At 41.7% G+C, this 21164-nt stretch carries 29 protein-coding genes; 4 read left to right on the top strand and 25 right to left on the bottom strand.

Annotated elements, in window-relative coordinates; translation table 11 throughout:
* Window positions 1-18 precede the first annotated feature (18 nt).
* The 6 genes from M4S28_RS26170 to M4S28_RS26145 form a co-directional block, all read right to left on the bottom strand.
* On the bottom strand, window positions 19-354 hold the full coding sequence (locus tag M4S28_RS26170) for a hypothetical protein (protein WP_016786841.1): 336 nt from the start codon (window positions 352-354) through the stop codon (window positions 19-21).
* Window positions 355-430: 76 nt separating this feature from the next.
* Entirely contained in the window at window positions 431-817 is a 387-nt protein-coding gene (locus tag M4S28_RS26165) for a DUF7659 family protein (RefSeq protein ID WP_249633786.1), read from the bottom strand.
* Window positions 818-857: 40 nt separating this feature from the next.
* Window positions 858-1241, bottom strand: a complete 384-nt coding sequence (locus M4S28_RS26160) for a hypothetical protein (RefSeq protein WP_249633785.1) — start codon at window positions 1239-1241, stop codon at window positions 858-860.
* A gap of 719 nt (window positions 1242-1960) precedes the next feature.
* Complete coding sequence (locus tag M4S28_RS26155; RefSeq protein ID WP_249633784.1) at window positions 1961-2212, bottom strand: DUF1640 domain-containing protein; 252 nt, start codon at window positions 2210-2212, stop codon at window positions 1961-1963.
* 103 nt (window positions 2213-2315) lie between these two features.
* Window positions 2316-2801, bottom strand: a complete 486-nt coding sequence (radC, locus tag M4S28_RS26150) for a RadC family protein (RefSeq protein ID WP_016799664.1) — start codon at window positions 2799-2801, stop codon at window positions 2316-2318.
* Between the two features lie 51 nt (window positions 2802-2852).
* Window positions 2853-3284, bottom strand: coding sequence for a hypothetical protein (locus tag M4S28_RS26145; RefSeq protein WP_249633783.1), 432 nt, complete (start codon window positions 3282-3284; stop codon window positions 2853-2855).
* Between the two features lie 597 nt (window positions 3285-3881).
* On the opposite strand from M4S28_RS26145, the gene M4S28_RS26140 reads away from it, so the two are divergent.
* Window positions 3882-5132, top strand: a complete 1251-nt coding sequence (locus tag M4S28_RS26140; RefSeq protein ID WP_016767517.1) for a ParA family protein — start codon at window positions 3882-3884, stop codon at window positions 5130-5132.
* An 8-nt stretch (window positions 5133-5140) separates the two neighbouring features.
* On the top strand, window positions 5141-6112 hold the full coding sequence (locus M4S28_RS26135; protein WP_249633782.1) for a ParB family protein: 972 nt from the start codon (window positions 5141-5143) through the stop codon (window positions 6110-6112).
* Between the two features lie 346 nt (window positions 6113-6458).
* On the opposite strand, the gene M4S28_RS26130 is transcribed toward M4S28_RS26135, so the two are convergent.
* Together M4S28_RS26130 and M4S28_RS26125 are read right to left on the bottom strand one after the other, a co-directional pair.
* The gene (locus M4S28_RS26130) at window positions 6459-6746 is read right to left on the bottom strand and encodes a hypothetical protein (RefSeq protein WP_016767519.1); all 288 of its coding nucleotides are present in this window, start codon (window positions 6744-6746) and stop codon (window positions 6459-6461) included.
* Between the two features lie 14 nt (window positions 6747-6760).
* Entirely contained in the window at window positions 6761-7462 is a 702-nt protein-coding gene (locus M4S28_RS26125; protein WP_016767520.1) for a hypothetical protein, read from the bottom strand.
* 113 nt (window positions 7463-7575) lie between these two features.
* On the opposite strand from M4S28_RS26125, the gene M4S28_RS26120 reads away from it, so the two are divergent.
* The gene (locus tag M4S28_RS26120) at window positions 7576-8640 is read left to right on the top strand and encodes a lipase family protein (RefSeq protein WP_249633781.1); all 1065 of its coding nucleotides are present in this window, start codon (window positions 7576-7578) and stop codon (window positions 8638-8640) included.
* A gap of 150 nt (window positions 8641-8790) precedes the next feature.
* On the opposite strand, the gene M4S28_RS26115 is transcribed toward M4S28_RS26120, so the two are convergent.
* From M4S28_RS26115 to M4S28_RS26040, 16 genes are all read right to left on the bottom strand, one after another.
* The gene (locus tag M4S28_RS26115) at window positions 8791-9144 is read right to left on the bottom strand and encodes a hypothetical protein (RefSeq protein WP_249633780.1); all 354 of its coding nucleotides are present in this window, start codon (window positions 9142-9144) and stop codon (window positions 8791-8793) included.
* A gap of 49 nt (window positions 9145-9193) precedes the next feature.
* Window positions 9194-10876: a tape measure protein gene (locus M4S28_RS26110; RefSeq protein WP_249633087.1), complete on the bottom strand. Its 1683-nt coding sequence runs from the start codon at window positions 10874-10876 to the stop codon at window positions 9194-9196.
* 77 nt (window positions 10877-10953) lie between these two features.
* On the bottom strand, window positions 10954-11331 hold the full coding sequence (locus M4S28_RS26105) for a 6-phospho-beta-glucosidase (RefSeq protein WP_249633088.1): 378 nt from the start codon (window positions 11329-11331) through the stop codon (window positions 10954-10956).
* A gap of 126 nt (window positions 11332-11457) precedes the next feature.
* The gene (locus tag M4S28_RS26100; RefSeq protein WP_249633768.1) at window positions 11458-12021 is read right to left on the bottom strand and encodes a coiled-coil domain-containing protein; all 564 of its coding nucleotides are present in this window, start codon (window positions 12019-12021) and stop codon (window positions 11458-11460) included.
* Between the two features lie 6 nt (window positions 12022-12027).
* Window positions 12028-12354, bottom strand: a complete 327-nt coding sequence (locus M4S28_RS26095; RefSeq protein WP_249633089.1) for a Mor transcription activator family protein — start codon at window positions 12352-12354, stop codon at window positions 12028-12030.
* Window positions 12338-12715, bottom strand: a complete 378-nt coding sequence (locus M4S28_RS26090) for a Mor transcription activator family protein (RefSeq protein ID WP_249633090.1) — start codon at window positions 12713-12715, stop codon at window positions 12338-12340. Before M4S28_RS26090 ends, M4S28_RS26095 begins: the two co-directional genes overlap by 17 nt.
* 418 nt (window positions 12716-13133) lie before the next feature.
* A complete protein-coding gene (locus M4S28_RS26085; RefSeq protein WP_249633091.1) occupies window positions 13134-13565 on the bottom strand; it encodes a hypothetical protein in 432 nt (143 codons plus the stop codon).
* 19 nt (window positions 13566-13584) lie between these two features.
* Entirely contained in the window at window positions 13585-13737 is a 153-nt protein-coding gene (locus M4S28_RS26080; RefSeq protein WP_249633092.1) for a hypothetical protein, read from the bottom strand.
* A gap of 1 nt (window position 13738) precedes the next feature.
* Window positions 13739-14020: a hypothetical protein gene (locus M4S28_RS26075; RefSeq protein WP_249633093.1), complete on the bottom strand. Its 282-nt coding sequence runs from the start codon at window positions 14018-14020 to the stop codon at window positions 13739-13741.
* 2 nt (window positions 14021-14022) lie between these two features.
* Window positions 14023-14238 (bottom strand): hypothetical protein, encoded by a 216-nt coding sequence (locus tag M4S28_RS26070; protein WP_249633094.1) that lies wholly within the window; start codon window positions 14236-14238, stop codon window positions 14023-14025.
* Window positions 14239-14240: 2 nt separating this feature from the next.
* Complete coding sequence (locus M4S28_RS26065) at window positions 14241-15353, bottom strand: ExeA family protein (protein ID WP_249633095.1); 1113 nt, start codon at window positions 15351-15353, stop codon at window positions 14241-14243.
* On the bottom strand, window positions 15325-17082 hold the full coding sequence (locus tag M4S28_RS26060; RefSeq protein WP_249633096.1) for a transposase: 1758 nt from the start codon (window positions 17080-17082) through the stop codon (window positions 15325-15327). Before M4S28_RS26060 ends, M4S28_RS26065 begins: the two co-directional genes overlap by 29 nt.
* Before the next feature lie 6 nt (window positions 17083-17088).
* The gene (locus tag M4S28_RS26055) at window positions 17089-18060 is read right to left on the bottom strand and encodes a hypothetical protein (protein WP_017096339.1); all 972 of its coding nucleotides are present in this window, start codon (window positions 18058-18060) and stop codon (window positions 17089-17091) included.
* On the bottom strand, window positions 18061-18396 hold the full coding sequence (locus M4S28_RS26050; protein WP_249633097.1) for a helix-turn-helix domain-containing protein: 336 nt from the start codon (window positions 18394-18396) through the stop codon (window positions 18061-18063). It lies immediately after the preceding gene.
* Window positions 18386-18730: a primosomal protein gene (locus M4S28_RS26045; protein ID WP_249633098.1), complete on the bottom strand. Its 345-nt coding sequence runs from the start codon at window positions 18728-18730 to the stop codon at window positions 18386-18388. Before M4S28_RS26045 ends, M4S28_RS26050 begins: the two co-directional genes overlap by 11 nt.
* Before the next feature lie 18 nt (window positions 18731-18748).
* A complete protein-coding gene (locus M4S28_RS26040) occupies window positions 18749-18976 on the bottom strand; it encodes a hypothetical protein (RefSeq protein WP_249633099.1) in 228 nt (75 codons plus the stop codon).
* A 123-nt stretch (window positions 18977-19099) separates the two neighbouring features.
* Between M4S28_RS26040 and M4S28_RS26035 the strand changes: the two genes are divergently transcribed.
* Window positions 19100-19621, top strand: a complete 522-nt coding sequence (locus M4S28_RS26035; protein ID WP_249633100.1) for a helix-turn-helix transcriptional regulator — start codon at window positions 19100-19102, stop codon at window positions 19619-19621.
* Window positions 19622-19951: 330 nt separating this feature from the next.
* On the opposite strand, the gene M4S28_RS26030 is transcribed toward M4S28_RS26035, so the two are convergent.
* Complete coding sequence (locus M4S28_RS26030) at window positions 19952-20635, bottom strand: IS6 family transposase (RefSeq protein WP_249633779.1); 684 nt, start codon at window positions 20633-20635, stop codon at window positions 19952-19954.
* Between the last annotated feature and the right edge of the window lie 529 nt (window positions 20636-21164).

The following is a 21164-nucleotide window of genomic DNA, read 5'->3' as shown; positions in this document are numbered from 1 at the left end:
TGCCATCCCATTGAGATATCAATATTCACAAGGTAATAAAATTGTGGTCACGCTGCGGTCACGTTCAGTTATTATCCAAACCGATTGATCACAAATCGTATAATTCGATATCACTCTCTCGCCTGTTTTGGTTGCTTCGTCATTGGTGATTTTATCTTCAATGCAAGTCTCTCCCCAATCGCCACTTTGGTGACGCTGCAAATAAATCGACAAGTTAGCACCGACATTATTATCTAATAACTGCTCAATACCTTGCGTATAGACCACTTTACCCAACGAAAACGGCACGGCCGTACAAAAGTAACATTTTGCTTTCGTTTCTTCTCTATCTTGTGTAGCATTCAGAATGTTCATTAAATCTAACTCCGATGTAATTAAACATGCCTTGATATTTGAGACAGCAAATATCAAGGCGCTTTAATTTTCACGCTTAATAAACGTCTTCCGTTTTACGAATATGATTAAACACTTCATGAATTTCATCGTAAGTGATGCCATACCCTTCGAGCTTTTCCACACAATCACAAATATCATTGGTGTAGAAACACTCATGATTAAATAACTCACGGCGAATGATCGCCTTTTTCCCGTTCTCCTTGATATCTTCGGCGATCCCTTCTTGAGCGATAGAATCTAAACGGGTCATTAATTGCTTCGCGTTATCGGTGGGGCAAATTAACCCCATACCTAGCGACGCGTATTTCACGCCCTCTTTTTTTCCCTCATCGAACTGTTGATTAGAAAAAGCAAAGAACGCCCCTGCCGCATTAAAAGCCTGAGTTTGTTTGTCTTGAATATAGTGTGAGAGATATTTCATTATTTAAGTCTCCATTTTATAATTAGGGGGTATCAACTCTTTATACTTCGATATATTGATGGCTATCTGTCACCCACCCCATGACGACAGCACGACTATTCAGCCCTACTTTATTCGTCTCAGTAATCACATGACCTCTCGCGATGCCTTGCCCCCAGTACGGCTTATTGAGTTCTGTTTCTGGGAACAAAACCGTCAGTTCTTGCCAAACACTTGAATGTCTTGCTCTTGCTTTTACATGAGCGGCAATCACGACTATATCTTCCACAGACTTTAATTCTGATAGGGCAATATCACGACTTAGCCCTACTGGTTGCACGCGCTTAGAGATATCATTTTTTGGTGAGCTTTCGTGCTCCAGCGGCGAAACGCTGGTCACTGAATTTGAATTAGAGAGAGTTAGGTTTGAATTTTGTTGCGCCATGAGGATTTTCCTTTTGTTTGAGTATCACTTTTCGGAGCCGCTTGGCTGTCCGCTCTCTCACCATCGTTCTGCTTTGCAAGGGCGCGCAGCGTTCATTTACCCTTGCAAATCAGGTTGTGGGGAGAGACGGTTAACAGCCTGCGAGCCCGTAAATGATGCGAGTGAAAGGAAATCGGCGCATAAGAAAACAAGCCTTACTCGAACTTATTCAAAGGCAGGGAGAGCAACGAGGAGGCACGACGAGGCGCAACGAACGCAGTGAGAGAAGTGCGTTCAGGATTGCAGCGATATCCTTTTAGATAGGGACTGTAGAGAGACACATTCTGGAGCGGCACGCAGTGACTCACCAGGGTGATGCCACTCTTAGGCCATAGATGAAAGATACAAGCGAAAAGCCTTGCCCCGTAGGGGTAACGCCCAATCCAACCCCTTACCATGACGCGGTGCTTCAAAATCCGCTTTAAACGATCATCATAAAAAACTTGCCAATTAAGCTCTATCAGCCACGCAACCACAAATTGACATCAATACACTGTAATACAATCAAACATCAATTTAATGGGTCTACAGTCCTCCTGAGAGCCAGTTTGGCGACCGCTTGCGGTCGAGCCTTTGGCTCAACGTCTTTTAGCGCGAGCGTTGAAGCGATCGAAGGACATAACGAGGACAAAAAAAAATGCCTCTAGGATAAGAGGCATTTCAGAAAACATATTTGAACATTAAACATTGATATGACTGCCAACCCAAAACGCGGCACCGGCTACCGTCGCAATCATCGCGAAGGCTGTTGCAATAATGAGGTTTTTAAGGGAACTCACTTCATTACGAACCCCCAGGACCTCATTCCGAACCACTTCGATCTTCTGATCGAGTTCTTTACGCGTATCATTTAACTGCTCTTGAGTGGCAGCATGAGCGGTTAGGTTGATCAGCTCTTCAACGCTTAATGTGACTTTGCTTGATTCAGACATAATAGAAACCTTATTTAATTGTCTTTAGTTTACTGCATTACGTTACCGAAGTCATTCACGCCAGAATAGGCGTGAATGAGAAACATTTTTCACCAACTAATGGCTATATCCAACCACGCTCCGCAAACGACACCACATCTTCAAAAGACACAACGAAGTGATCGAGTACTCGAATATCAACCAAGGCTAACGCGTCGGTCAATCGTCGAGTAATACGTCGATCGGCCTGACTGGGTGTGGCATCACCGCTGGGATGGTTATGATAAAAAATGACTGCACTTGCATTTGTGGCCAGTGACTCCTTGACCACTTCACGCGGGTAAACGGAGGCGGCGTCAATGGTGCCGTTAAACATCTCTTTTGTGCGTAAAACTCGATGCTGACTATCAAGAAAGATCACCCCAAACACTTCGCTTTCATTGGAAGCGAGTGAAGTCTGACAAAATGACTTCACCAATTCAGGGGAATTGAGTGGCGTCTGCTCTGACACAAACAACTTAGATTTTAAAATGCTCGCGGCATGGTTCAAGATATCTTTTTCTTCGACTGAGAAGAGGCTGTGATTAGAGTAGTTAGCAAGTACAGACATAATCGTTTCCTTTTAAAATTTAAAGTCGTGGTGAGCGGCGTCAAATTGGTGTTATTGGCCATACAAGCTAGTTAAAAGATCCGTCGCTATGGCTTGATGCTTAGCGGTCGTTTCAACGTTTCTCTCTTCTTTTTTCGCGTAGGCATAATCTTCTCGCATCTGTTTCACAGTCGTCACTCGGTCACATACGCTAATGCTCACGCCTTTTCCTTTCTGGCTTTCCTCCAAGATCAAAGAGTCGGTATAACCAAACTCCTTAAGTAAAATCTCATGCACTTTGACCGCTCGAACAGTCGAATTAAAGTCAGTGGAATTTACCCAGATAAGTCTTTTTGAAACCGTCGCTGAAACGGTCGAACGAACTGTACGTTCAACGATCGGACTTGAGATATCATTTTTTGGTGAGCTTTCGTGCCCAGCGGCGAAACGCTGGTCGCTGAACATCAATTTAGGGAGAGTTGGGCTTGAATGTCGTTGTGCCATGAGGAGTTTCCTTTCTGTTTGAGTATCACTTTTATGGAGCCGCTTGGCTGTCCCTACCTCAAACAGGGTTCTTCTCTGCAGGGGCGCGAAGCGTTCATTTACCCTTGCAGAGAAGGTTCTGATTGAGGAGAGTCAACAGCCTGCGAGCCCCATCAAATGATGCGAGTCGAAAGGAAAATCGGCACATAAGACAACAAGTCCTTACTCGAACTTAATGGATGTCAGTGAAAGGAGTGAGGAGGCACGACAAGCGGCAACGAGGAAGAATGACGAGGCGCAGGCGTTCAGGATTGCAGCGATATCCTTTTAGCTAGGGTCTGTAGAGAGGCACATTCTGGGGCGGCACGCAGTGACTCATCAGGGTGATGCCACTCTTAGGCCATAGGTGAAAGATACCAGCGAAAAGCCTTGCCCAAAGGGTAACGCCCAGGTCCACCACAGTTTTTAAGATAGTGAATTGCTAAAAAATAAAAAAAGGGGGGTTTTTCCCCACAAACACCAAAAGAAATAATTTACCCAAAAATGGTAAAACAACCTTTACATTGGTAAAGACACTGTTAGTATGTATATAGATTTATCTTTCATGGAGTTATAGATATGAACGTCGTCCTACAGTCAATTAGACAAACCGCAATAAACATGAACCAAGAGCAATCGCACTTAGAAGAAGCGCTTAAAACGCAACTAAGAATTAACGTGACAGATGAGGACTTGGTGGATGGTGTTGACCGTCTAATTTACAACCACAGTTTGAATAAAACAGAAGTTATAAAGCAGCTTCGCACCACTAAACCGACGTTCAAAAAGAAGCTGACTGAGGCAGAAGAACTTGGATTAATTGGAGAGCACACATCACAAGGAAAAGCACACCTTTACACTAATGATCAAGTACACATACTCATGGAACACTTTGGCGTTCCTAAATTTCACGAGCACCACGACAGTAAACTAATCGTTGTCACGAACCACAAAGGCGGTACCGGTAAAACGAGTACGACTTTAGCCTTAGCAACGGCCACCGCATTGGATTTAGATCTAAATGCTCGCGTATTAATACTTGATCTTGATCCCCAAGGCTCTGCGGGACAAGGCACAATGCAAATCGCAGAAGACAGTATTTACGTTACCATGACAGATATTCTTCTAGCAGAGTTTGAGCCAGACAATGAAGATAATGCTGTGAATGCACTATTGAAAAATGGTTATACGATTGAAGAGATAATTAAGCAGTGCGCGTTTTCTACACACCTTAGTAATTTATCTGTGATTACCGCTTTCCCAAGCGATGAACGCTTTGTAGATACTTATTGGCAGCTTGATGAAAATGAGCAAGTACGCTTATTACGTAAGTTTTCAGAGGTTGTACTGCCAATCCTAAAAGAAGTATTTGATGTTATCTTTGTAGATATGCCACCCCAAGATAGCCCTATCACATGGTCAGCATTAGAAGCAGCCGAAATGCTGCTTGTTCCGGTGACACCTCGCTACTATGACTATGCTTCAACCACGAATTTCATGAGCAACCTTTCAGATCGTCTAGAGTCACTCCCATCTATGGGTAGTAATTTACAGTGGTATAAACTGGCAGCAGTAAACTATCAAGAATCAAGCAAACCCGAATACGACACGTTCCAAAAACTCATGCGATCTGTGCGTAACAACCTGATGACGTCGACCATTGCACACAGTGATGCGTTTACCGCTACAGCTAACATTGGACGAACTGTCTTAGATATAAAAAAGTCAGAAGAAGTCTGTACCAGCAAGCAATTTGATGTGGCAGTGAGCTCAGTGAATTTATTTTATAAACAGTTCAAGAATGAATTGATTCAATTAGCAATTAAATAGGCAGAGCTATGAAACGTCCAAATAAGAAAGGCAATTTATCGATCGGTTCTGGTTTAAGTTTATCGAATAAAAATGCACCAATGATAAAAACAATTAAGTTTGGCCAGACTGACTATAAGGCTCGTCATGTAATCATTCCGTCCGCAGAGCTTGAGAGTAAGACCATAGCTCACCCTCTAAATACCCGCCACCAAGAGTCTTTGACATTGGAGGCCGTAAGAGACATTTACCCAGAAGTATTAGCAGAGGGTATCAAACAAGAGGGTGTAGCGTACTTCAACAAAGAACTAGAACGGTATGAACTTTTTGATGCTACACGTCGTCGTTTTTGTGGAATCAAGGCAGGACGAGATTTACCACTATGGGTCCTGGATGAACTGCCAAGTGCGAAAGACATTGCGGCCTATGTTGAACTAACGCAAAAGGTTAGATTTTTTTCATGGCGTGAGGTAGGTATGAAATACCTAAATTATGCAGAAGAACAAGGTATTAGTTCTGATGATTTGGTTCAAATCGGAAAAGAGTTTGGTGTCAGCATTGTCACTATTCGAAAAAAACTCAATGCTGCAAAACTAAACAAAGCACTAATCGAATCATTCCCTGATTGCGAAGGTATTCCGACTACGTTCTATACAAGACTTGGAAAGATTGAACGAACCCTCGCCAAAACGAAACTCAGCGTTGAAACCTTTGTTGAGAATGAACTGGCCTCATTCAATACCAAAGCTACCGATGTTTCTGATATTCAAGCTAAGTTACTTGAGTATTACGAGACGAAATTAGAACATTTGGTTGATGATGAGTCTAAGCCTCAACAGAAGGTTGAGGAGTTAGCGATTTACGGAAACAAGAATACTTATGCTCGATTAAAAACCAGTGCTGACGGGCGTAAAAAATCATTTGAATTTTCCCGCTTACCGAAAGAACTAACCGAGGATATAGAGTCGTACATCAGGCAAAAACTGAGTAAAAACAGTTGAAACCTCCCCAAAAGTAAAAAGTGTCATCGCCCCTTTTATCATAAGGGTTCATGGCAAAGGGACATAAAAAAAAGGGGGGTTTTTCCCCGTAATTATCACAAGAAAAGACGTTCAAAATGCCATCAATACTCAGCCTTACATTTCAAGTTAAGAATTGCGGGTAGACCTACAAACATATAAAACTCAAATAAACCCTCAGTTTATTTATTAGCTGTGAAACGCCTCAAATGTGAGGCGTTTTTTTGTGTTTAAGAACGACAAAGACTCTTAAACATAGCTGGAGAAAGGGACCTTATCCGATGACTAATTACCTTCTAGCTGCAACTTTTCATACATTTCAATACAGTTAGATAATGATGTCAGCAATATTCGCTATCTTTACTGCAGTTTCCCCTAAAGCTTGTATACGCATTTTTAACTCTGCCTGACTCAGGTTTTGTTGTGATGCTCTGAGCACAACCGCTTTTAGCTTTTCATATTCAACAACATTAATCTCTGGATTGATTTTTTTTAAATCTGAAATTGAAAGCCCAGATAACTTGGTAAGTTCAGAGCCATATGTTCCATTGAACGTTTCTTCTATAGCTGAGAAATCATCACTAAGTAACCTTTCTAATTCTTCTAATTTACTCATGTTAAAACCTTTTATTATTTGATATTTAGTTTTTCGATAGCGTTTTGAAGCTTTTCTTTTGCGCCTTCAACACCGCCAATATCATCTAGTTCTTTCTGACTTTTATTAGTCAGCTCTGCTATTTCATCAGAAGCGATAGCCAGCTTGGTTGCGATAAAGTTATTTACATCTGTTTCAATCCCTATTTCGCTCAATAACTCATTTTGAGTTTCATGAACTTTAGCTATAGAAGATAAATGGCCGGTTACAATTGAATTGGCTTGATGAATTGCTAAATAAGATCGATTAGTTGAGGCCAACAGATCTCTTTCTTGCCCATTAAGATTATCAAGTAATAGCTTACGCTGCCTATCAACAGACTGAGTTACTTGAGAGACGAGCACTTCCATTGCTCCAATAGCAAGTTCTTGTTGTTTAGAGCTTGAAGATGCAGATAGTCCCTTAGATATCATATCTATAAATGACGTTTTTCCACTGGCCTGACGAATACGGTCTTTCTTAATCGCTTCTTTGATGGCATAAGGCATATAAACATCATCTATAAACTCGTTCACATCAGCTCTCATTCGGGAATACAAAATACTGATAGTCTGTGTATGAGCACTATGCATTTTTTCAATATCACGTCCTACCGTTACAGCAAGTTCCACGGACTGAGTAGGTGCTTGAACGCAGCCAACGAGAAGCACAACGACTATTGCTAAAAATATGCGCATTTATTTACTTCCATATATTAAATGATTAATTTACTTCATTAATTGCAAGAGCACCTAATGACTGGTTAAATGTTACTCAAATGTAAATGTAATTGCAAAGCAGGTGGTTGAGTATGAGTATATTAAACAACGTCAATAATGAAGTAGACACAAAAGCTACTTTATTGAGTCTAAATTTACCAAGTTATCGCCAAGCGTACAGTGACCGAACCGCTTGGTTGATGGCTACTTTTTCTGAGCTAGCATATATAAGGTTTAATCCAGCCCTTCCAAGCAAGTTACAAAAGTTGGGATTAGAGGAAGCTCTGAAGAATATTGTTAATGAATCAAAAAATACGAATTTAGTAAAAGCAATATCTATAATGGAAGGACTACTTTGGGATCATGAGGAAGAAAAAAACAGATTAGTAAATGAGTTAAACACTTTAAATGAATCAAAACTAATACAAACATTTGATACTAAGCTAGGAACCCAAGCTATCCTGGTAGAAACTCCTATCTCTTATGTATTAGCATTCAGAGGAACCGAAGCAACAAGCCTCAACGATATAAAATCTGATGCCAACGCCAAGATAACAAAATGCAAGACTTTAGGTAGAGTTCATGAAGGCTTTCATAAAGCTTTTGAATCTGTAAAAGATGAAATCAATACAGGTCTTCTTAATCTAACTGACAATAAACCTCTCTTTATTACAGGCCATAGCCTGGGAGGAGCACTAGCAACCATCGCAGCAAAGAGATTAGAATTCAACCATGGTATTGCTGCCTGTTATACATTTGGAGCCCCGAGAGTTGGAGACAAAGAATGGATTTCCACAATAAAAACACCTATTTATCGTGTTGTTAATGCAGCGGATTCAGTGACAATGTTGCCGCCTAATGGAGTAGCAATTGGAGCATTGAGTACAGGAATTGGTTTTATCCCATGGATAGGTACCAAAGCAAAAGAGTTTTTGCTAGCTAAGTTTAGTGGATATATTCACGGTGGAAATATGCGTTATCTGACAAATTGCAAGAAAGGGGAATATGAAGATGTACAATTACTTTACTCAGTTTCCTTCTTGTTTAGGCTCAAAGCTGTTTTAATAGGTAAGCTTCCTTATAAAAAGTTCCTCTCTGACCATTCAATAAGCATATACAGGAAGAAGCTAGAGGTTGTCGCACTGTCACGTAATTAGTACTGCAGTGGATTAGAAAATCTGGTTTTGCAACAATCCCGAATCCCGCCTGGGATACGGGGAGGCTTCGATTCTAACCGAAGCCTTAATTATTTAAGAAAGAATCCACAGTTCAGACATATAATCTGAGGGACATGTCTTATTTTTTACTCAATCGGTTAAAACTTTAATTCCCCATAAATCTAAACCTGATTGGTAACAGATGGAATTCGGAAAATAAACCATCACTTTCTTTTTTTGAGCCTGCGCAGCTAAAGAGACAGAGAGCATTCCGTCTACGTGTACATAGTTATCGGATGCATTTTTCATCGTTTTAGTACTATCGTTGATAGCACAACCAGTATTTACAGGTTCATTAACGGTAATGGTAACTTTGTGTATTCCTTCAATCACTTTACCAACACTGCTTATAGTATACGGCCCATACCAGTTACCTGCCGAATGTGCATGATGTGCGGAGCCGAGATAATACTCGTAAAATTTCAAGATAAATGAATTTTCCACAATCCTACCGCGTGAAACGTAAATCCCACCATGTAAGACGTTAGTATCTTTAGTTAGTACCAGTATCAGGGTCAATCTTAATTGACGGAGAACTAGATTCTATTGATGTATTAACACGGTCATCACTCACATCAACTTTAACTCTTAGATCTCCTCCCATTGGATAGTTAGATTGAGGCTGGAATTGATTATAATTACCCGTTACATAAGAAGGTAACTGTTGCTCAATTTGCTTCCTTACCTTATCACCTGTTGTTTCTCGCTCTTTTGTATTGGAATCGAACACACTGGGAAAAACATCAGCAAGAGTGGTTTTCTTCATTTTCTGGGCAACTTCGGTGTCACCGAAAAGTTCTTCCATTACATAGCCCGTGATAAAAACCTTACCAGCCACATCGATTAACTTACCAAACTTATTTGTTTTGGTATTTTTAGTGTCATTAGAATCAGGACTTAAATCTGGAATCAGAGGCGTACCATAGCCGCCACCACCAGGCCAATTTGTAACGAATACTGGCGTAGCACTCAAACTAGATAATCCACTAGCTAAAACCCCTTGGCCTTTTTTCTTACCTGATGCTTTATCATAGATCCAACCTCCTGCGGCAGCTCCACCTTTGATGATTGGTGCACTTATCGAGATAGCCTTATTCAACGCGTATACTGACGCTAAGATTTTCGCTAAATTCCCGTAACCACCTACAGCATCACTTATTGCTTGTGCGCCTGTCCCTACGGCTTTTAATATTGGTAACAAACCATCACCTACGTCTTTTAACCCCTTAGCGGCCTCTGCGGCAGTTCTAAACGAGTCAACTAGGTTTTGACCAACTGTTTCTACAAGCTTGTCATATTCCCCTGTAGATTTCATTTGATCAAGCATACCTAAGAACTCCCCAAGTTCATCTTTGAGCAAGTCAAATGTACCGCTATTCATGACATCTTTTTGAAATAGAGACCAATGATCACCCATGTTTGAAATCATGCCGCTCCATGTTTTCATTTGTAGTTCTGCTGAACCTTTTGTCTCTTCTCCCATGACATGTATCAAGTCTTGAATTGCAGACCTTGTTAATTGGCCTTTGCTAGCCATCTCTTGAATTTGGGCGGTACTAAAGCCTTTCCCAAAATTTTTACCTAGGTCTTTGCTCGCTTTTTGCAAATACTCATAAACGGGTACACCTCGCTCAAGCATCTGGTTCATTTCTTCAGCTTGGAGTTTCCCCTTTGTCCACGCTTGACCTAATGCCGTTGCGATACCCTCGACCTGTTCAGCACTTCCCCCCATTTTAGAGGCTTGGTCAGCGATCGCCTGCATTGTCCCGTCCATTGGGTCAAGTCCGTACGCTTTTAGTCGAATAAAAGATTGGGTAACTTCATCTAATGCGTAGGGGGTTGATTGTGTAAAGTCTTCAATCCAATCTAGAGCACTAGCAGCACCACTTTCTGAACCCATAATGCTTTGCATTGAAGCGGCTAGGGTTTCAAAATTAGCGGCTGTCTTAATGAATGTACGCTCAAATGCAAAACCCGCAGCACCAAGGCCGATAATCGTTCTATTACCTAATGAATCTATACCTTTACTCGCAGCCCTAACAGATTGATTCATCATAGCCATGGCCTTGTCGCTTTTTTTTGCAAAGTCGGACATAGAGTTACCATATCGCTTTGCTTTATCCGATAAGTTACCTGCAAGGTCTATCGTAATTTCGGTTTTCAGTTTCTGGGTCATAAAAGCCTCGAACTAGTAATAGCTAGTTAAAACGGACGTCATGGTCAATGGTTGAATCTCGCATTGAGCTTCAACCCTTATGCCATCATGGTGTCGATTTCGTCCTCACCATAAAATTCAGCCAATGCAAGGTTAGCAGTCAAAATACGATTCCAATCTTGCGCACTGATGTTGAGTTGGCATAACTCGCCAAACGTCATCTGTACCGCATCATTACCAATATGCGAGATAGAAGTGGCGGCGCACTCATTTAACGTCATGTAACCTTTTAAACCTTGGCGATGGCTATCATTAACCAAGTGAAAATCAGGTTGTGTTTCTAAGTGGCTGAGCTGGTTATCTACCAAGTCAAGAATCTGCTTGTGTGTGTTCTCATCGAGTGGGCGTAAGGTTACTTGCTTACAGTTATTCTCGTTCCACATAATGCCATCTATAAGTTGAAATTCATGCTTCATGTTGCGGCCTTATTGATTGTGTATAGGTTACCGACTTGATGGTGGTAACTTAAGCTTTCTATTGTTGACTCGGTTCTCATGGTACGCTCCTTGGTTTAGAGCAAAGTGAACATACAATGAGGCGAGTTATAGCGCGTATTTCGCTAACATCTTGGCTTGATGCGCTCTAAATTCAGGGCCTTTTAATTGACCATATAGAGCATCAAAAGCTGAACCTAAGTAGTAGGATGGGCGAGGACTGCCAGGAAGAGAGCTTGAAAGCGTTGTGCTTATCACGACAAAGTCTTTCAGTAGCTCTTTTTGCTCATCAGATAGGATATTTAATTGGCTTTTAATGTCTTTGTAGACAAAAAGTAATAAAGCCTTCTCTGCGCTTTCGATACGCTCGGACGCTTGAGTTTTCTCATTATTAGCCTGACCTTTTAGGTAGTTAGAAATGTTGTTGATCAACGTTTCACAAGCTTGCTTTTGTGATTCGAGTGCATTGAGTTCTGTGGTCAGCGTTTCTGCACTCGATTGAGAGAGTGCGTTACGCAGCTCTGTTTGTTTTGAATGAAGTTGAGAACCTAGTGTTTTGAGGCGTGACTCTTGAGTTCGCTTTTCATCGATGTGACCTTTAATTTCAGACTCTTTCGCTGTGTATGCATTTTTGGCTTCTTGCAAAGCGGTTTTCAGTTCTTGTAATGACATCACTTATTATCCTTTTTTGATATTAGACTTTCGAATTGCTGTGTACACGGTGTTGTAGGCTAGATTGTATTTCTTCGAAAGTTGATTGACGGTCATACCTGATTGGTAGTCGTTAACTAAAGCGATATTTCTTAAGTAAGCTTGTAACTTCCTACCTCTAGCCACGTAATCAATTGAACCACCTACTTTTTCGGTTATATCTATTAAGATGCTCAGTGCATCAGGCTTATTTTTCTTGTTGTTGATAGCTTCTTCCAAACACTGAAGCATCACTCTAGAACTTGGTGATAATAAAGACACGGCATGTTGGTGTTGTTCATTGGTTAGTTGCATTGACGATTCTCCTTACTTGGTTTGTTGAGCATGAATAGCGTCGAGCAAGTGCACTAAAGTTACTCCCATCGAACTCCTTTGCGATCAGCTTATTCAGGATGGTCTTCACAATGGAATCTGGTTTTGGGATATACAGCTGGACACCACCACCGTATTGCATCAACTCAAAAACAAGTTGAAAAGTAAGCCCAGAGTTATCGATGCCGTGTTTTTGTAGAACATGTTCAAAAACATCATGAAGCCCTTCAAGCAACTCGGGATAAGACACATCACCCCCGTCGAGTTCATCAAAGCTAAATAGATCAGGGTTTTCAGTTAAAGCTTTTGCAATGTGCGGCATTGCTTTCTCAACAGATATCATGATTACCTCTCTAAAATACGGCATTGAATACAGTGGTTTGCCGCTGTCTTATTACGTTAATAATGGGTAACTGAGGGAAGAGATAAGAGGAATCCACCCTCAGTTACCAAAGGAGACTCTGTCTCCTCATGTACCAACACATTCACAATAATGCGCTTTGGTGAATGAGTGAAAATAACGCGGGTTTTTTATATTGGCTAAGTAGGGAATATTGAATTCAAGGCGAAAGGGAGATAATCAAAGCCAACGAATGACGAGGAATAGCATTTTAACACAGCTCAAATGGCCTACTGTTAGCTTAAGTGACTCTAGATGAGGGAATGTTCTTATTGTTGCTTAAAAACGCTTAGAACGCGGTAGAGGGAGAAATGCCCTTTTGAGAAAAGGGCATGATGGTGTAATCAGTGAAGATTTAGCACTAAGTTAAATCTTCACCATACATCGATTCAAATTTGGCATACAGGATCTCAAAATCACAAGTACTTGGTTGCTGAGTTTTTTTGGGGTGACGATATTTCAGGGCGACTTTCTCCCTGAGAAATCGTTCAAGCTCTTTAAGCAAATCGATTGGTACTGATATCGCTCGGTCACTAACGAGCAATTCTTTTACAAGTTCAACTTTAGCGGCGGCTTGTTGCTCTCGCATAGCTTTTGTTCCTTCTGAGCCAACTAGAGCCAGAGTTGCAGATGAACGCTCAAGAGCGATTGAAGCATTCTTAAATGCACTCCGTGCGCGAGTAAAAGCCAACTTAGCTCTATCAAAGCTAGCTTTTGCTTCAATTAAATCCGCTTCGTTAAATGAATATTCAGCCGTACCTAAAGAGTGGAGCTTAGCATTTGGATTACTCATCATATCTCCTTGAGCTAATTTAATGTGTCAATGATTGCTTTGTCTTATTTTCATGGTCGAATGCTTGATTTTGTAGTTCGCGCAAAAGCTCAAGCACTTGCTTAGCTCCCAGAGCGGACACACGACAAGCAAGTTCGTGACTTTCAGCGGCGCTAAGAAGTGGCTTTTTCATTTTAAACCTCTCCCGTGCGGTCTTGATAGCATCGAATTTCATTCCCCATACGAATCAAACCTTCAGCGACTTGCAAGCAGCCTGTCAGCCCTTCGATAGGGGTGTGTTGGAGTTGATTTGCAGCATGAACGTGCAATAAGTAATCCTGTAACAAAGTCAGTATTGCCGTTCCATCCTCAATCATCGATGTAGGACTTCCCAATAGCAGCTCGTCTGAATATTGGTGAAGCTGCGTCCAACTGAGGTCTATATCAACGTTTGTTTTGTTTGATTGCGTATCCATACTTATTGCTCCTTAGTCAGACGTACTGCGTTGATGATTTCTAGGCTCGCAGACAAAGCGTGGCCTAAGTCTTTTGCATCAATTTCATGCAGGTCTTCGCATTTATTGATGAGTTGAGTCACGAGTTCAATGTTACCGAACGCATACTCTTCAATGTCTACAGCGTTCCACTCAGTGAGCAAGACTGCTCTTACACCTTCTTGATTTTGAATGTTCATGCTTATAGCTCCTTAATGATATCGTCAGTCACTTTGTCTTCACCTAAAGAAGCACAAAGGTTCATCGCCTTGGTGATGAGGTTGTTGATAATCTGAGGGTACACAAGGCTCCCTGAGTTGGTGCGTCGAGTCTTTAAGCGCTCTTTTAAGGCAGGGGCTGAGCTGCTGTCCATGATCTTGTTATAGTCGCAGCCAGCACGTTCAAACTTATGTCTTAGGTAGGCTTCAATATCATGTTCCAGTGGTGGGACTTCGACCACCATACAACGGCGGATAAACTCTCGAAGCTCATAATGGCGGCGTTCGTCAAGGCGGTGAAACAGCTCTGTTTGACCCACAAGTAAAATCCCAAGGAGTTTAGAAAATCCGTCCTCTAACTCCCAGAAACGCTTAAGGTACTTCATCACAGGGATAGTCAAATCGTGCGCTTCTTCAATAATCAGTACATGTCGTTGACCACCTTTCGAGGCCGTCATTAAGAGGCGTTCAACCTGTCGTGCTTTGGCTTCCATGCTGCGTTTCGGTGTCTCGCTGCTGATATCGTTAATGATGGCATCACAGATACCCGCTGCCGTGGCACGCGTTTTATCAATGATTTTGGGCTGAATAACAGAGATATCTCCGTCATTGTGCAATTCATCCAGCAATAGGCGGCGTAGAACACTTTTCCCAGCGCCTGAGTCGCCCACAACCGCTAGAATGCCCTGATTACGCGACACGTCTTTCATTGCTGCCAGTACGTAACGGGTATCTTCGTTCATGAAGATGTCACGAACCGCGCGAATGTCGTTGATAAACGGGTTTCTGAATAGCTTGAAGTGTTTCATGGCTTCTTGTGTTAGCATTTGGTTCTCCAGTTCGATGTCCTGATTGATTTCTTCTTGCTGGGGTTTAGGTTGGTCATTGGTTGCAGCCAATGACCAACCGCTTATACCCTCTAGCCCTTGTGATACGAAAAACGCATTCACTTTCTGTTTAAATTCTTCTGCTTGTCGCTTTGGCGGTTCATTTTGACGAACGGCCTTGTAAACCGTGCTGTAATTCATCACTAAATAGTCAGCTAACGAGCGGATGGTTAACCCTGCCTCATCTAGCCGCGTTCTGAGTGTGCTCATTGGCTTCTTGCTCCCACAATTCAATAAATATCTGTAATTCGCGCTCAGAGGCTCCCTGAGGGTGTTTTTGCTTCAATACAGCCCTAAGGGTTGTCAATTCTTCTCTCGATGGGTTGAGGGCTTTTTTAAGGCGGTTTAAAGCCCCTATAAACGTTGTTTTATGCTCCGTTAACGCTTGTCCTTCAATATCCATGGTGGTGCCTTTTCTTAATAAGAACGACGGCGTTGATTGTTGCTCAATGTCAGCCATTGGATTAATGGCACCATCGAAGGCGGGCGTACGCCCTTTACGAACTTTCTTAATCGCTCGTGGGTTGTCCGTGCCCCATGCAGCGGTATCAAGTCGCTTACGGTTAATGTCTGATTGCGTTTCTCGAACGGCTTTGTGCTGCTCACCGATAATCGGGGCTTGTAAGTTAAACCCAGCGGCATCACGTTCAATGGGCAATGCTTCATGCGTGTGCTCTCGCCCTTGTTCGTCCATGCTAATCACTCGAATGGCAGGGGCTTTATATGGGTTCACAAACACTTTGACTTCATCCCCTGCGATAATGTGGGGGATATGTGTTAACGAATAATCCAATGACGCATAGCCTTTCGGTGCAAAGCTGATACTCAACTCGTTAGGACGTACCTTTCTTACCTCTGGTTTGGTTTGCTGCATCATGCTTTTCACCAACTCTATGTTATTGATTAAACGTAAGTGTTCCGTCCGTATGGTCTGCCACAATCCAAAGCGACTGCTTTTGTGTCGGCTATGTGCTTTCAACGATTGGAAGCCAATAGACCACTTGATAGCGTATTGATTTAACTCTTCAATCGAGTTGATCGTGATAAAAGCAAGGCGACTCTCAAAGCGACACTCGACAAGGTTGTGGGTTGATTCCACCTGACCTTTTGCCCAAGGGCGACCAGGCGTATGCGCGATGTGTTTGACCTCAAGCATGTCCAGCATATGGCGTGTTTGGTGCGCGATGTTGGCAGAGCCTGCATCCCAGATAAGCAACTTAGGCACGCCATACATCAATTCATTCGTACTACGCTCACAAAAAGCTTCAAATAAAAACTTGGTGATGGTCTCTGTGTTTTCACCTGGTGCCACGTAGTAGCGCAAGAAGAAAGCACCGCTGTAATGGTCAGTAGCGAGATAGCGCAGCACACGTTCATTCACAATACGATCAAGGTTTTTAGGCTTGTTCTTGTAGAACTCGTCTTCTGCCATGACTCGCAAGCCTTTCCCACCTTTGAGGTAATACAGCACACAAATAGACACATCGAATTGCCACGCATGATTCGGGTGTAATGAACGTTGACTTGTTGTGGTTTCCATTACATTCAACTGGTTAGGGTGAACTCGAAAACGACTGAAGGCGCGTAAGACCGTGGATTCAGAGACATCCCTAGTAAGGTGCTTATTTGCCAGTGCAATATCAATTGCATCACGAATGGTCATTAGTCGCTTACCACTGTCTCGTTCGCTTTGACGCATCAAGTTAGCGAGCAATTCAGTTTCAGAGCGTGTTAGTGCTAATTCACCACTGTCAGTGCGTTTCTTGCGACCCGATACCCAACCTAACTCAGCAAGCTCTTGATACAGCTTGTTTTTCGAGATACACAGATGCTCCGTGGCACGCTGAACAATTGTCCCTTTATCACCACGTCCTGCACTGTCTAACTCAGCCATTAAGCGCGTGAGGTATTGTGCTCGCTCTAGCTCAAGTGCATTCATAGTGGATTAACCCTCGCTATCCATCAGCAAAGCACTCTCTTCATGCCATTGCTCTAAATGCGTCATGACATGAGCAGCGATACCCATATCCCCAGAAAGGCTTAGAAAACGTTCTAACACTCGAAAGAGTGTATCTTCACACGCTTGATCAATATCGATAGGGTGGTCATTGTCTTGAATGGTTTGAATTGCATCAAAAAGACGCGCTAAACCGCTATCTACCGCAAGTGCCGCAATATTCAATTGCTCTAACAATTGACTGTTCAGCTCTTCTTCTTTCTGGCGAGTCTGCGCAGGTGACAGAGGCTTATCTAACTTTTTAGATAAACTGTTTATTTTCTTATCTTTATCAATAAGTAAGCGTTCATTAGACTGCTTTTCTTGCGCCAAGCTATTGACCTCATTTTGAAGTGACTGCTTCTCTTGACGATGTTTCGCAGACAACTCTTCAATGATTTCTAAGGCTTCATCACGGTCTTGAACTTTGACTTCTTCACCTTCAATAATGGTGGTCAAATCTTCTTGTGGGAGTTTACGCAAGCGGCGTAAGTCTCTTGTCGTCATACCGATTGCGTGCATTGACTCTAAAGCTTGCTCACCAAAGACATCCAGATTCTTTAAGCGTTCGTCTATTGTCGATTTTGAGCTACCATAGATTTCACAGAACTCTTCCCATGTCCCTCTTAGAACGACTAAATTACTGCCGACTGTCGAGCTTTTTGCAAAGGTAATTCCTTTCAAAGCCTTGTATTGCTTGGATTCTTTGATTTCCTTAAGCGCACTTAAACTCACAGCGTCGGTAATTTTTGACAGTCTCTCTGCCATTTGAGCGCGACCAAGTAGCGCACCAAAATCCACCGCTTCACCCAGTCTTTCACCCTCAGATTGAGATATTGAAAGAGCTTCCGCTGCATTGATTTCTTTTGCATCACTTAATGCTTGCTGCGCTGATGCTAATTTTTTCATTTCATCTGACATCTATAGCTCCTCACCCGTCAAATCTTTAAATTCAGACCCAATGGCCTCTACTTGCTTACGTACAGCATTTCTGTAGTTGAACGCTAACTTGATGAAATGGTTAGAAGGTTTCCATAACATCGATTTCTGCCCTCCAACGGTATCGACCCATCCGCTATCGACAAGAACTTGTAAGTAACGATGAAGACTTGCTCTAGGGATGCCAGTATGATCGCCTAGCTGCTTTAAGCTTGTCCCTTCAACTCCTTGAGAAACCATAAACTCAAGAAGATCGAGTGCAAATCGTGTCGGCTTCAGGTTATACCCTGTTATAGAACTCTGAAATTTACTCTTCATGATTTATGTCCTTTCTGGCTAAGAGCACACCATTGTTGAATGCTCTATTAAGTGATGTTCTTGAAGGTGAGCGTTCCTTTCCAAACTTATCTATACAGGCAACTAGAACATCGCCTTGGGTCATAAACTCTAAGTCTAAAGACAAGATAAATTCATAGAGTTCTCGGTCTAACTCTATTTTGCTCTTCTGGCCTGCTCTCTTCTTGAATGCTGGAGTTTTCTGACCTAGAGATTGGCATATGGCATCAAGCACATTTCTTGCTTCAACGACATTTAGCATCAGCAGAATGTCCATAATTTTCTCTTGTGCGTATTTTTCTTTCGTGGTTTTCATAGTAACCCCCTCATTAGATCATTCATCTTCCATTGACACTAGGCCTGCGGCCTCAGTCAGTCTTTGCTTGAGTTCGTTGGATTTTGGGCCGTTCCAGATACCTTTTAAAGCTTGTGCTGCGGCCTGCCTTTTTACTTCATTGTCTATGCACCAGCGATGCAAAGACGTTCCCTTTAGGAGAAAACCAGCTTTTACTTTGGTGTATAGATCATTGTTCGAATTGTTTAGGTTAATTTGACTTTTCATTTTGAGCCTCTCTGCTATAGTAATAACTTAAATTTTCGTTTTGCACTTTCGGTTCGCATAATGAGTACTTTAATGGTTCAAAATGAAATGTCAAGTTCAGTATGAAATTTTCGGGAGGGTACTATGATTCATATTGCAGCAAATGATGTTCTTAGTAGGCTTACTTCAAGCCTAGGAACAACATCAGATCAAGAGCTAGCTTTAAAATTAGGAGTTGCCAAACAGACTATCGCTACTTGGAAAAAAAGAGATAAGGTTCCATTAGACAACATTGTTGAGGTCGCTGTTGGACATAAGTTGAGTATCGATTTTTTATTATTTGGAGAGCATAAGGCTGTATTAACAAAGAGGCCTGACTTTAAGCATTGGACAAAGCGTATCGCTGATATAAATTTAGCAAAACTAGTCTATGAAAAGCTTGATGAAGAGTTATTACTTACTGAGCAAGGCTTGAACGGTGAAACACTTTCGACAATTTTATCTGCTATGAACTTCGTAAAGGATATGCTTGGCGAAGACGTTATATTTGATGAAGAGAGACATCGTGGAGAACTGGATACTGGTGTGATGAGGTTTGTTGCTCACTACCATGAAATGATGTACATAACTGCCAACAATATGGTTCTGGGCGGAAAAAGTAAGTAGAACCTTGTATGCATTTTGAAAATCATTAACTCGAAGTCAGTCAGTTCATTTTGTCATTTCAAGTACACATGAGCTGACTGATATTTATAAACCTATAAACTTTCTTCCCTTATCTCACATGAGACAACCATCCTAAAACTCATTCGTTTGACATCCTCAAAGGTCAATGTGATCCCTAACCTATGGTCGTATTATCCTGACGGGAGCCTAGTATTATCTTGGTTCTATACAGCATGATAACTCGTCGTGGCAAGTAAAAGCGGCTTTGTTGCGTAATGGTTCTGTCGCAAATCTAGTTAGAAGTGTGACAGTACCATCCGACAGATACAATTATACTGCGAGTGCGTAGAATCGCTCAAAGGCCGTCTGGCCTTCAATATCTATCTGATCTTGTTTCAACATCGTCCACACTTCCCGCCCATGCAAACTGGACAAAGCTCCTTCCGTTGACTTCCAACCGAGTGCTTGACGTGTTTTCTGCTTCACCCAACGGTGGCTCTGCTCAACGATATTGTTCAGATATTTAATGTCCAAAATCTCTACCAGTGAGAGCATAAAATAACCCGTCAACCAAAGCTGAACATTCATCGAATCAATGGCCGCGTAGTTACTCTTACTTCCATCTATGACGACTTTGCTTGGTAAGCCATTTTGTGCAATGGCCTTATTCAGAAAGGCTTTAGCAGCGGCCTCATCACGGTTCTGACTAAGATAATAATCGACCACATTTCCAAATTTATCGACGGCTCGGTAATAGTAGACCCACTTCCCCTTTATTTTGATGTAGGTTTCATCCATACGCCACGAGTCAGAAACCGGCTTCTTTCTACGCCTCGCTCTATGCTCCAATACTGGTGTAAATTTGATAACCCAACGATTAATAGTCGCGTGATCCACAACGACTCCGCGCTCTAATTGTATCTCTTCAATTTCACGATAACTGAGTTTATAGGCGAGATAATAACGTACGGTTTCGAGAATAACTTCAGAGGGAAAGTGGCAGCCTTTAAACATTAAGAATCAGTATCATGAATAGAAATTAAGCAAATCTTAACTTAAAGGCTCAAAGTTTGCGACAGAACCAATTTTAATGCTATGCAACTTAAAATAAGTATCTGTCTATCATGTTTGATGCCTATTTTTTTCAAATAAGCAAAAATATCAACATTAATGCTATTGCTATTTAGCTTTATGCTTTTTGTGATGGGAAATATTCACTTTAGGATATTTTTGGTCAAAAATTATCATTTCATAATCAAAACCAGTTAAATATTTTAATTTTATGAGATTCGTTTTTTCAAACTTATCTCATTTTATAATGAGTTCTAATATTTACTACCTTCTTATAAATGTGCTATTGATCACTTAAATGTGTTATTGCATATTAATTTTTTTGACTTAATGGATCGGTTTTGTATGATTGCGTGCTATTTACGAGGAAGTTCAATGCTATCGCTATCGGCTTGAATGCCTACGCTATCGACTTGGATGCTTATTGATACTAAATACATTAAGGACTTATTAATGACTTATCAATCGTTAG

Origin of the sequence: Vibrio sp. J383 (assembly GCF_023503985.1) — a bacterium.
In the GTDB taxonomy this organism is placed as follows: Bacteria; Pseudomonadota; Gammaproteobacteria; order Enterobacterales; family Vibrionaceae; genus Vibrio; species Vibrio splendidus.
This window is presented reverse-complemented; position numbering and strand designations above follow the sequence as displayed.

Bases quoted from the DNA above. Each gene is read 5' to 3' on its own strand.
- M4S28_RS26170 (WP_016786841.1), bottom strand. From the start codon at position 354: ATGAACATTCTGAATGCTACACAAGATAGAGAAGAAACGAAAGCAAAA.
- M4S28_RS26165 (WP_249633786.1), bottom strand. From the start codon at position 817: ATGAAATATCTCTCACACTATATTCAAGACAAACAAACTCAGGCTTTT.
- M4S28_RS26160 (WP_249633785.1), bottom strand. From the start codon at position 1,241: ATGGCGCAACAAAATTCAAACCTAACTCTCTCTAATTCAAATTCAGTG.
- M4S28_RS26155 (WP_249633784.1), bottom strand. From the start codon at position 2,212: ATGTCTGAATCAAGCAAAGTCACATTAAGCGTTGAAGAGCTGATCAAC.
- radC (WP_016799664.1), bottom strand. From the start codon at position 2,801: ATGTCTGTACTTGCTAACTACTCTAATCACAGCCTCTTCTCAGTCGAA.
- M4S28_RS26145 (WP_249633783.1), bottom strand. From the start codon at position 3,284: ATGGCACAACGACATTCAAGCCCAACTCTCCCTAAATTGATGTTCAGC.
- M4S28_RS26140 (WP_016767517.1), top strand. From the start codon at position 3,882: ATGAACGTCGTCCTACAGTCAATTAGACAAACCGCAATAAACATGAAC.
- M4S28_RS26135 (WP_249633782.1), top strand. From the start codon at position 5,141: ATGAAACGTCCAAATAAGAAAGGCAATTTATCGATCGGTTCTGGTTTA.
- M4S28_RS26130 (WP_016767519.1), bottom strand. From the start codon at position 6,746: ATGAGTAAATTAGAAGAATTAGAAAGGTTACTTAGTGATGATTTCTCA.
- M4S28_RS26125 (WP_016767520.1), bottom strand. From the start codon at position 7,462: ATGCGCATATTTTTAGCAATAGTCGTTGTGCTTCTCGTTGGCTGCGTT.
- M4S28_RS26120 (WP_249633781.1), top strand. From the start codon at position 7,576: ATGAGTATATTAAACAACGTCAATAATGAAGTAGACACAAAAGCTACT.
- M4S28_RS26110 (WP_249633087.1), bottom strand. From the start codon at position 10,876: ATGACCCAGAAACTGAAAACCGAAATTACGATAGACCTTGCAGGTAAC.
- M4S28_RS26105 (WP_249633088.1), bottom strand. From the start codon at position 11,331: ATGAAGCATGAATTTCAACTTATAGATGGCATTATGTGGAACGAGAAT.
- M4S28_RS26100 (WP_249633768.1), bottom strand. From the start codon at position 12,021: ATGTCATTACAAGAACTGAAAACCGCTTTGCAAGAAGCCAAAAATGCA.
- M4S28_RS26095 (WP_249633089.1), bottom strand. From the start codon at position 12,354: ATGCAACTAACCAATGAACAACACCAACATGCCGTGTCTTTATTATCA.
- M4S28_RS26090 (WP_249633090.1), bottom strand. From the start codon at position 12,715: ATGATATCTGTTGAGAAAGCAATGCCGCACATTGCAAAAGCTTTAACT.
- M4S28_RS26085 (WP_249633091.1), bottom strand. From the start codon at position 13,565: ATGAGTAATCCAAATGCTAAGCTCCACTCTTTAGGTACGGCTGAATAT.
- M4S28_RS26080 (WP_249633092.1), bottom strand. From the start codon at position 13,737: ATGAAAAAGCCACTTCTTAGCGCCGCTGAAAGTCACGAACTTGCTTGT.
- M4S28_RS26075 (WP_249633093.1), bottom strand. From the start codon at position 14,020: ATGGATACGCAATCAAACAAAACAAACGTTGATATAGACCTCAGTTGG.
- M4S28_RS26070 (WP_249633094.1), bottom strand. From the start codon at position 14,238: ATGAACATTCAAAATCAAGAAGGTGTAAGAGCAGTCTTGCTCACTGAG.
- M4S28_RS26065 (WP_249633095.1), bottom strand. From the start codon at position 15,353: ATGAGCACACTCAGAACGCGGCTAGATGAGGCAGGGTTAACCATCCGC.
- M4S28_RS26060 (WP_249633096.1), bottom strand. From the start codon at position 17,082: ATGAATGCACTTGAGCTAGAGCGAGCACAATACCTCACGCGCTTAATG.
- M4S28_RS26055 (WP_017096339.1), bottom strand. From the start codon at position 18,060: ATGTCAGATGAAATGAAAAAATTAGCATCAGCGCAGCAAGCATTAAGT.
- M4S28_RS26050 (WP_249633097.1), bottom strand. From the start codon at position 18,396: ATGAAGAGTAAATTTCAGAGTTCTATAACAGGGTATAACCTGAAGCCG.
- M4S28_RS26045 (WP_249633098.1), bottom strand. From the start codon at position 18,730: ATGAAAACCACGAAAGAAAAATACGCACAAGAGAAAATTATGGACATT.
- M4S28_RS26040 (WP_249633099.1), bottom strand. From the start codon at position 18,976: ATGAAAAGTCAAATTAACCTAAACAATTCGAACAATGATCTATACACC.
- M4S28_RS26035 (WP_249633100.1), top strand. From the start codon at position 19,100: ATGATTCATATTGCAGCAAATGATGTTCTTAGTAGGCTTACTTCAAGC.
- M4S28_RS26030 (WP_249633779.1), bottom strand. From the start codon at position 20,635: ATGTTTAAAGGCTGCCACTTTCCCTCTGAAGTTATTCTCGAAACCGTA.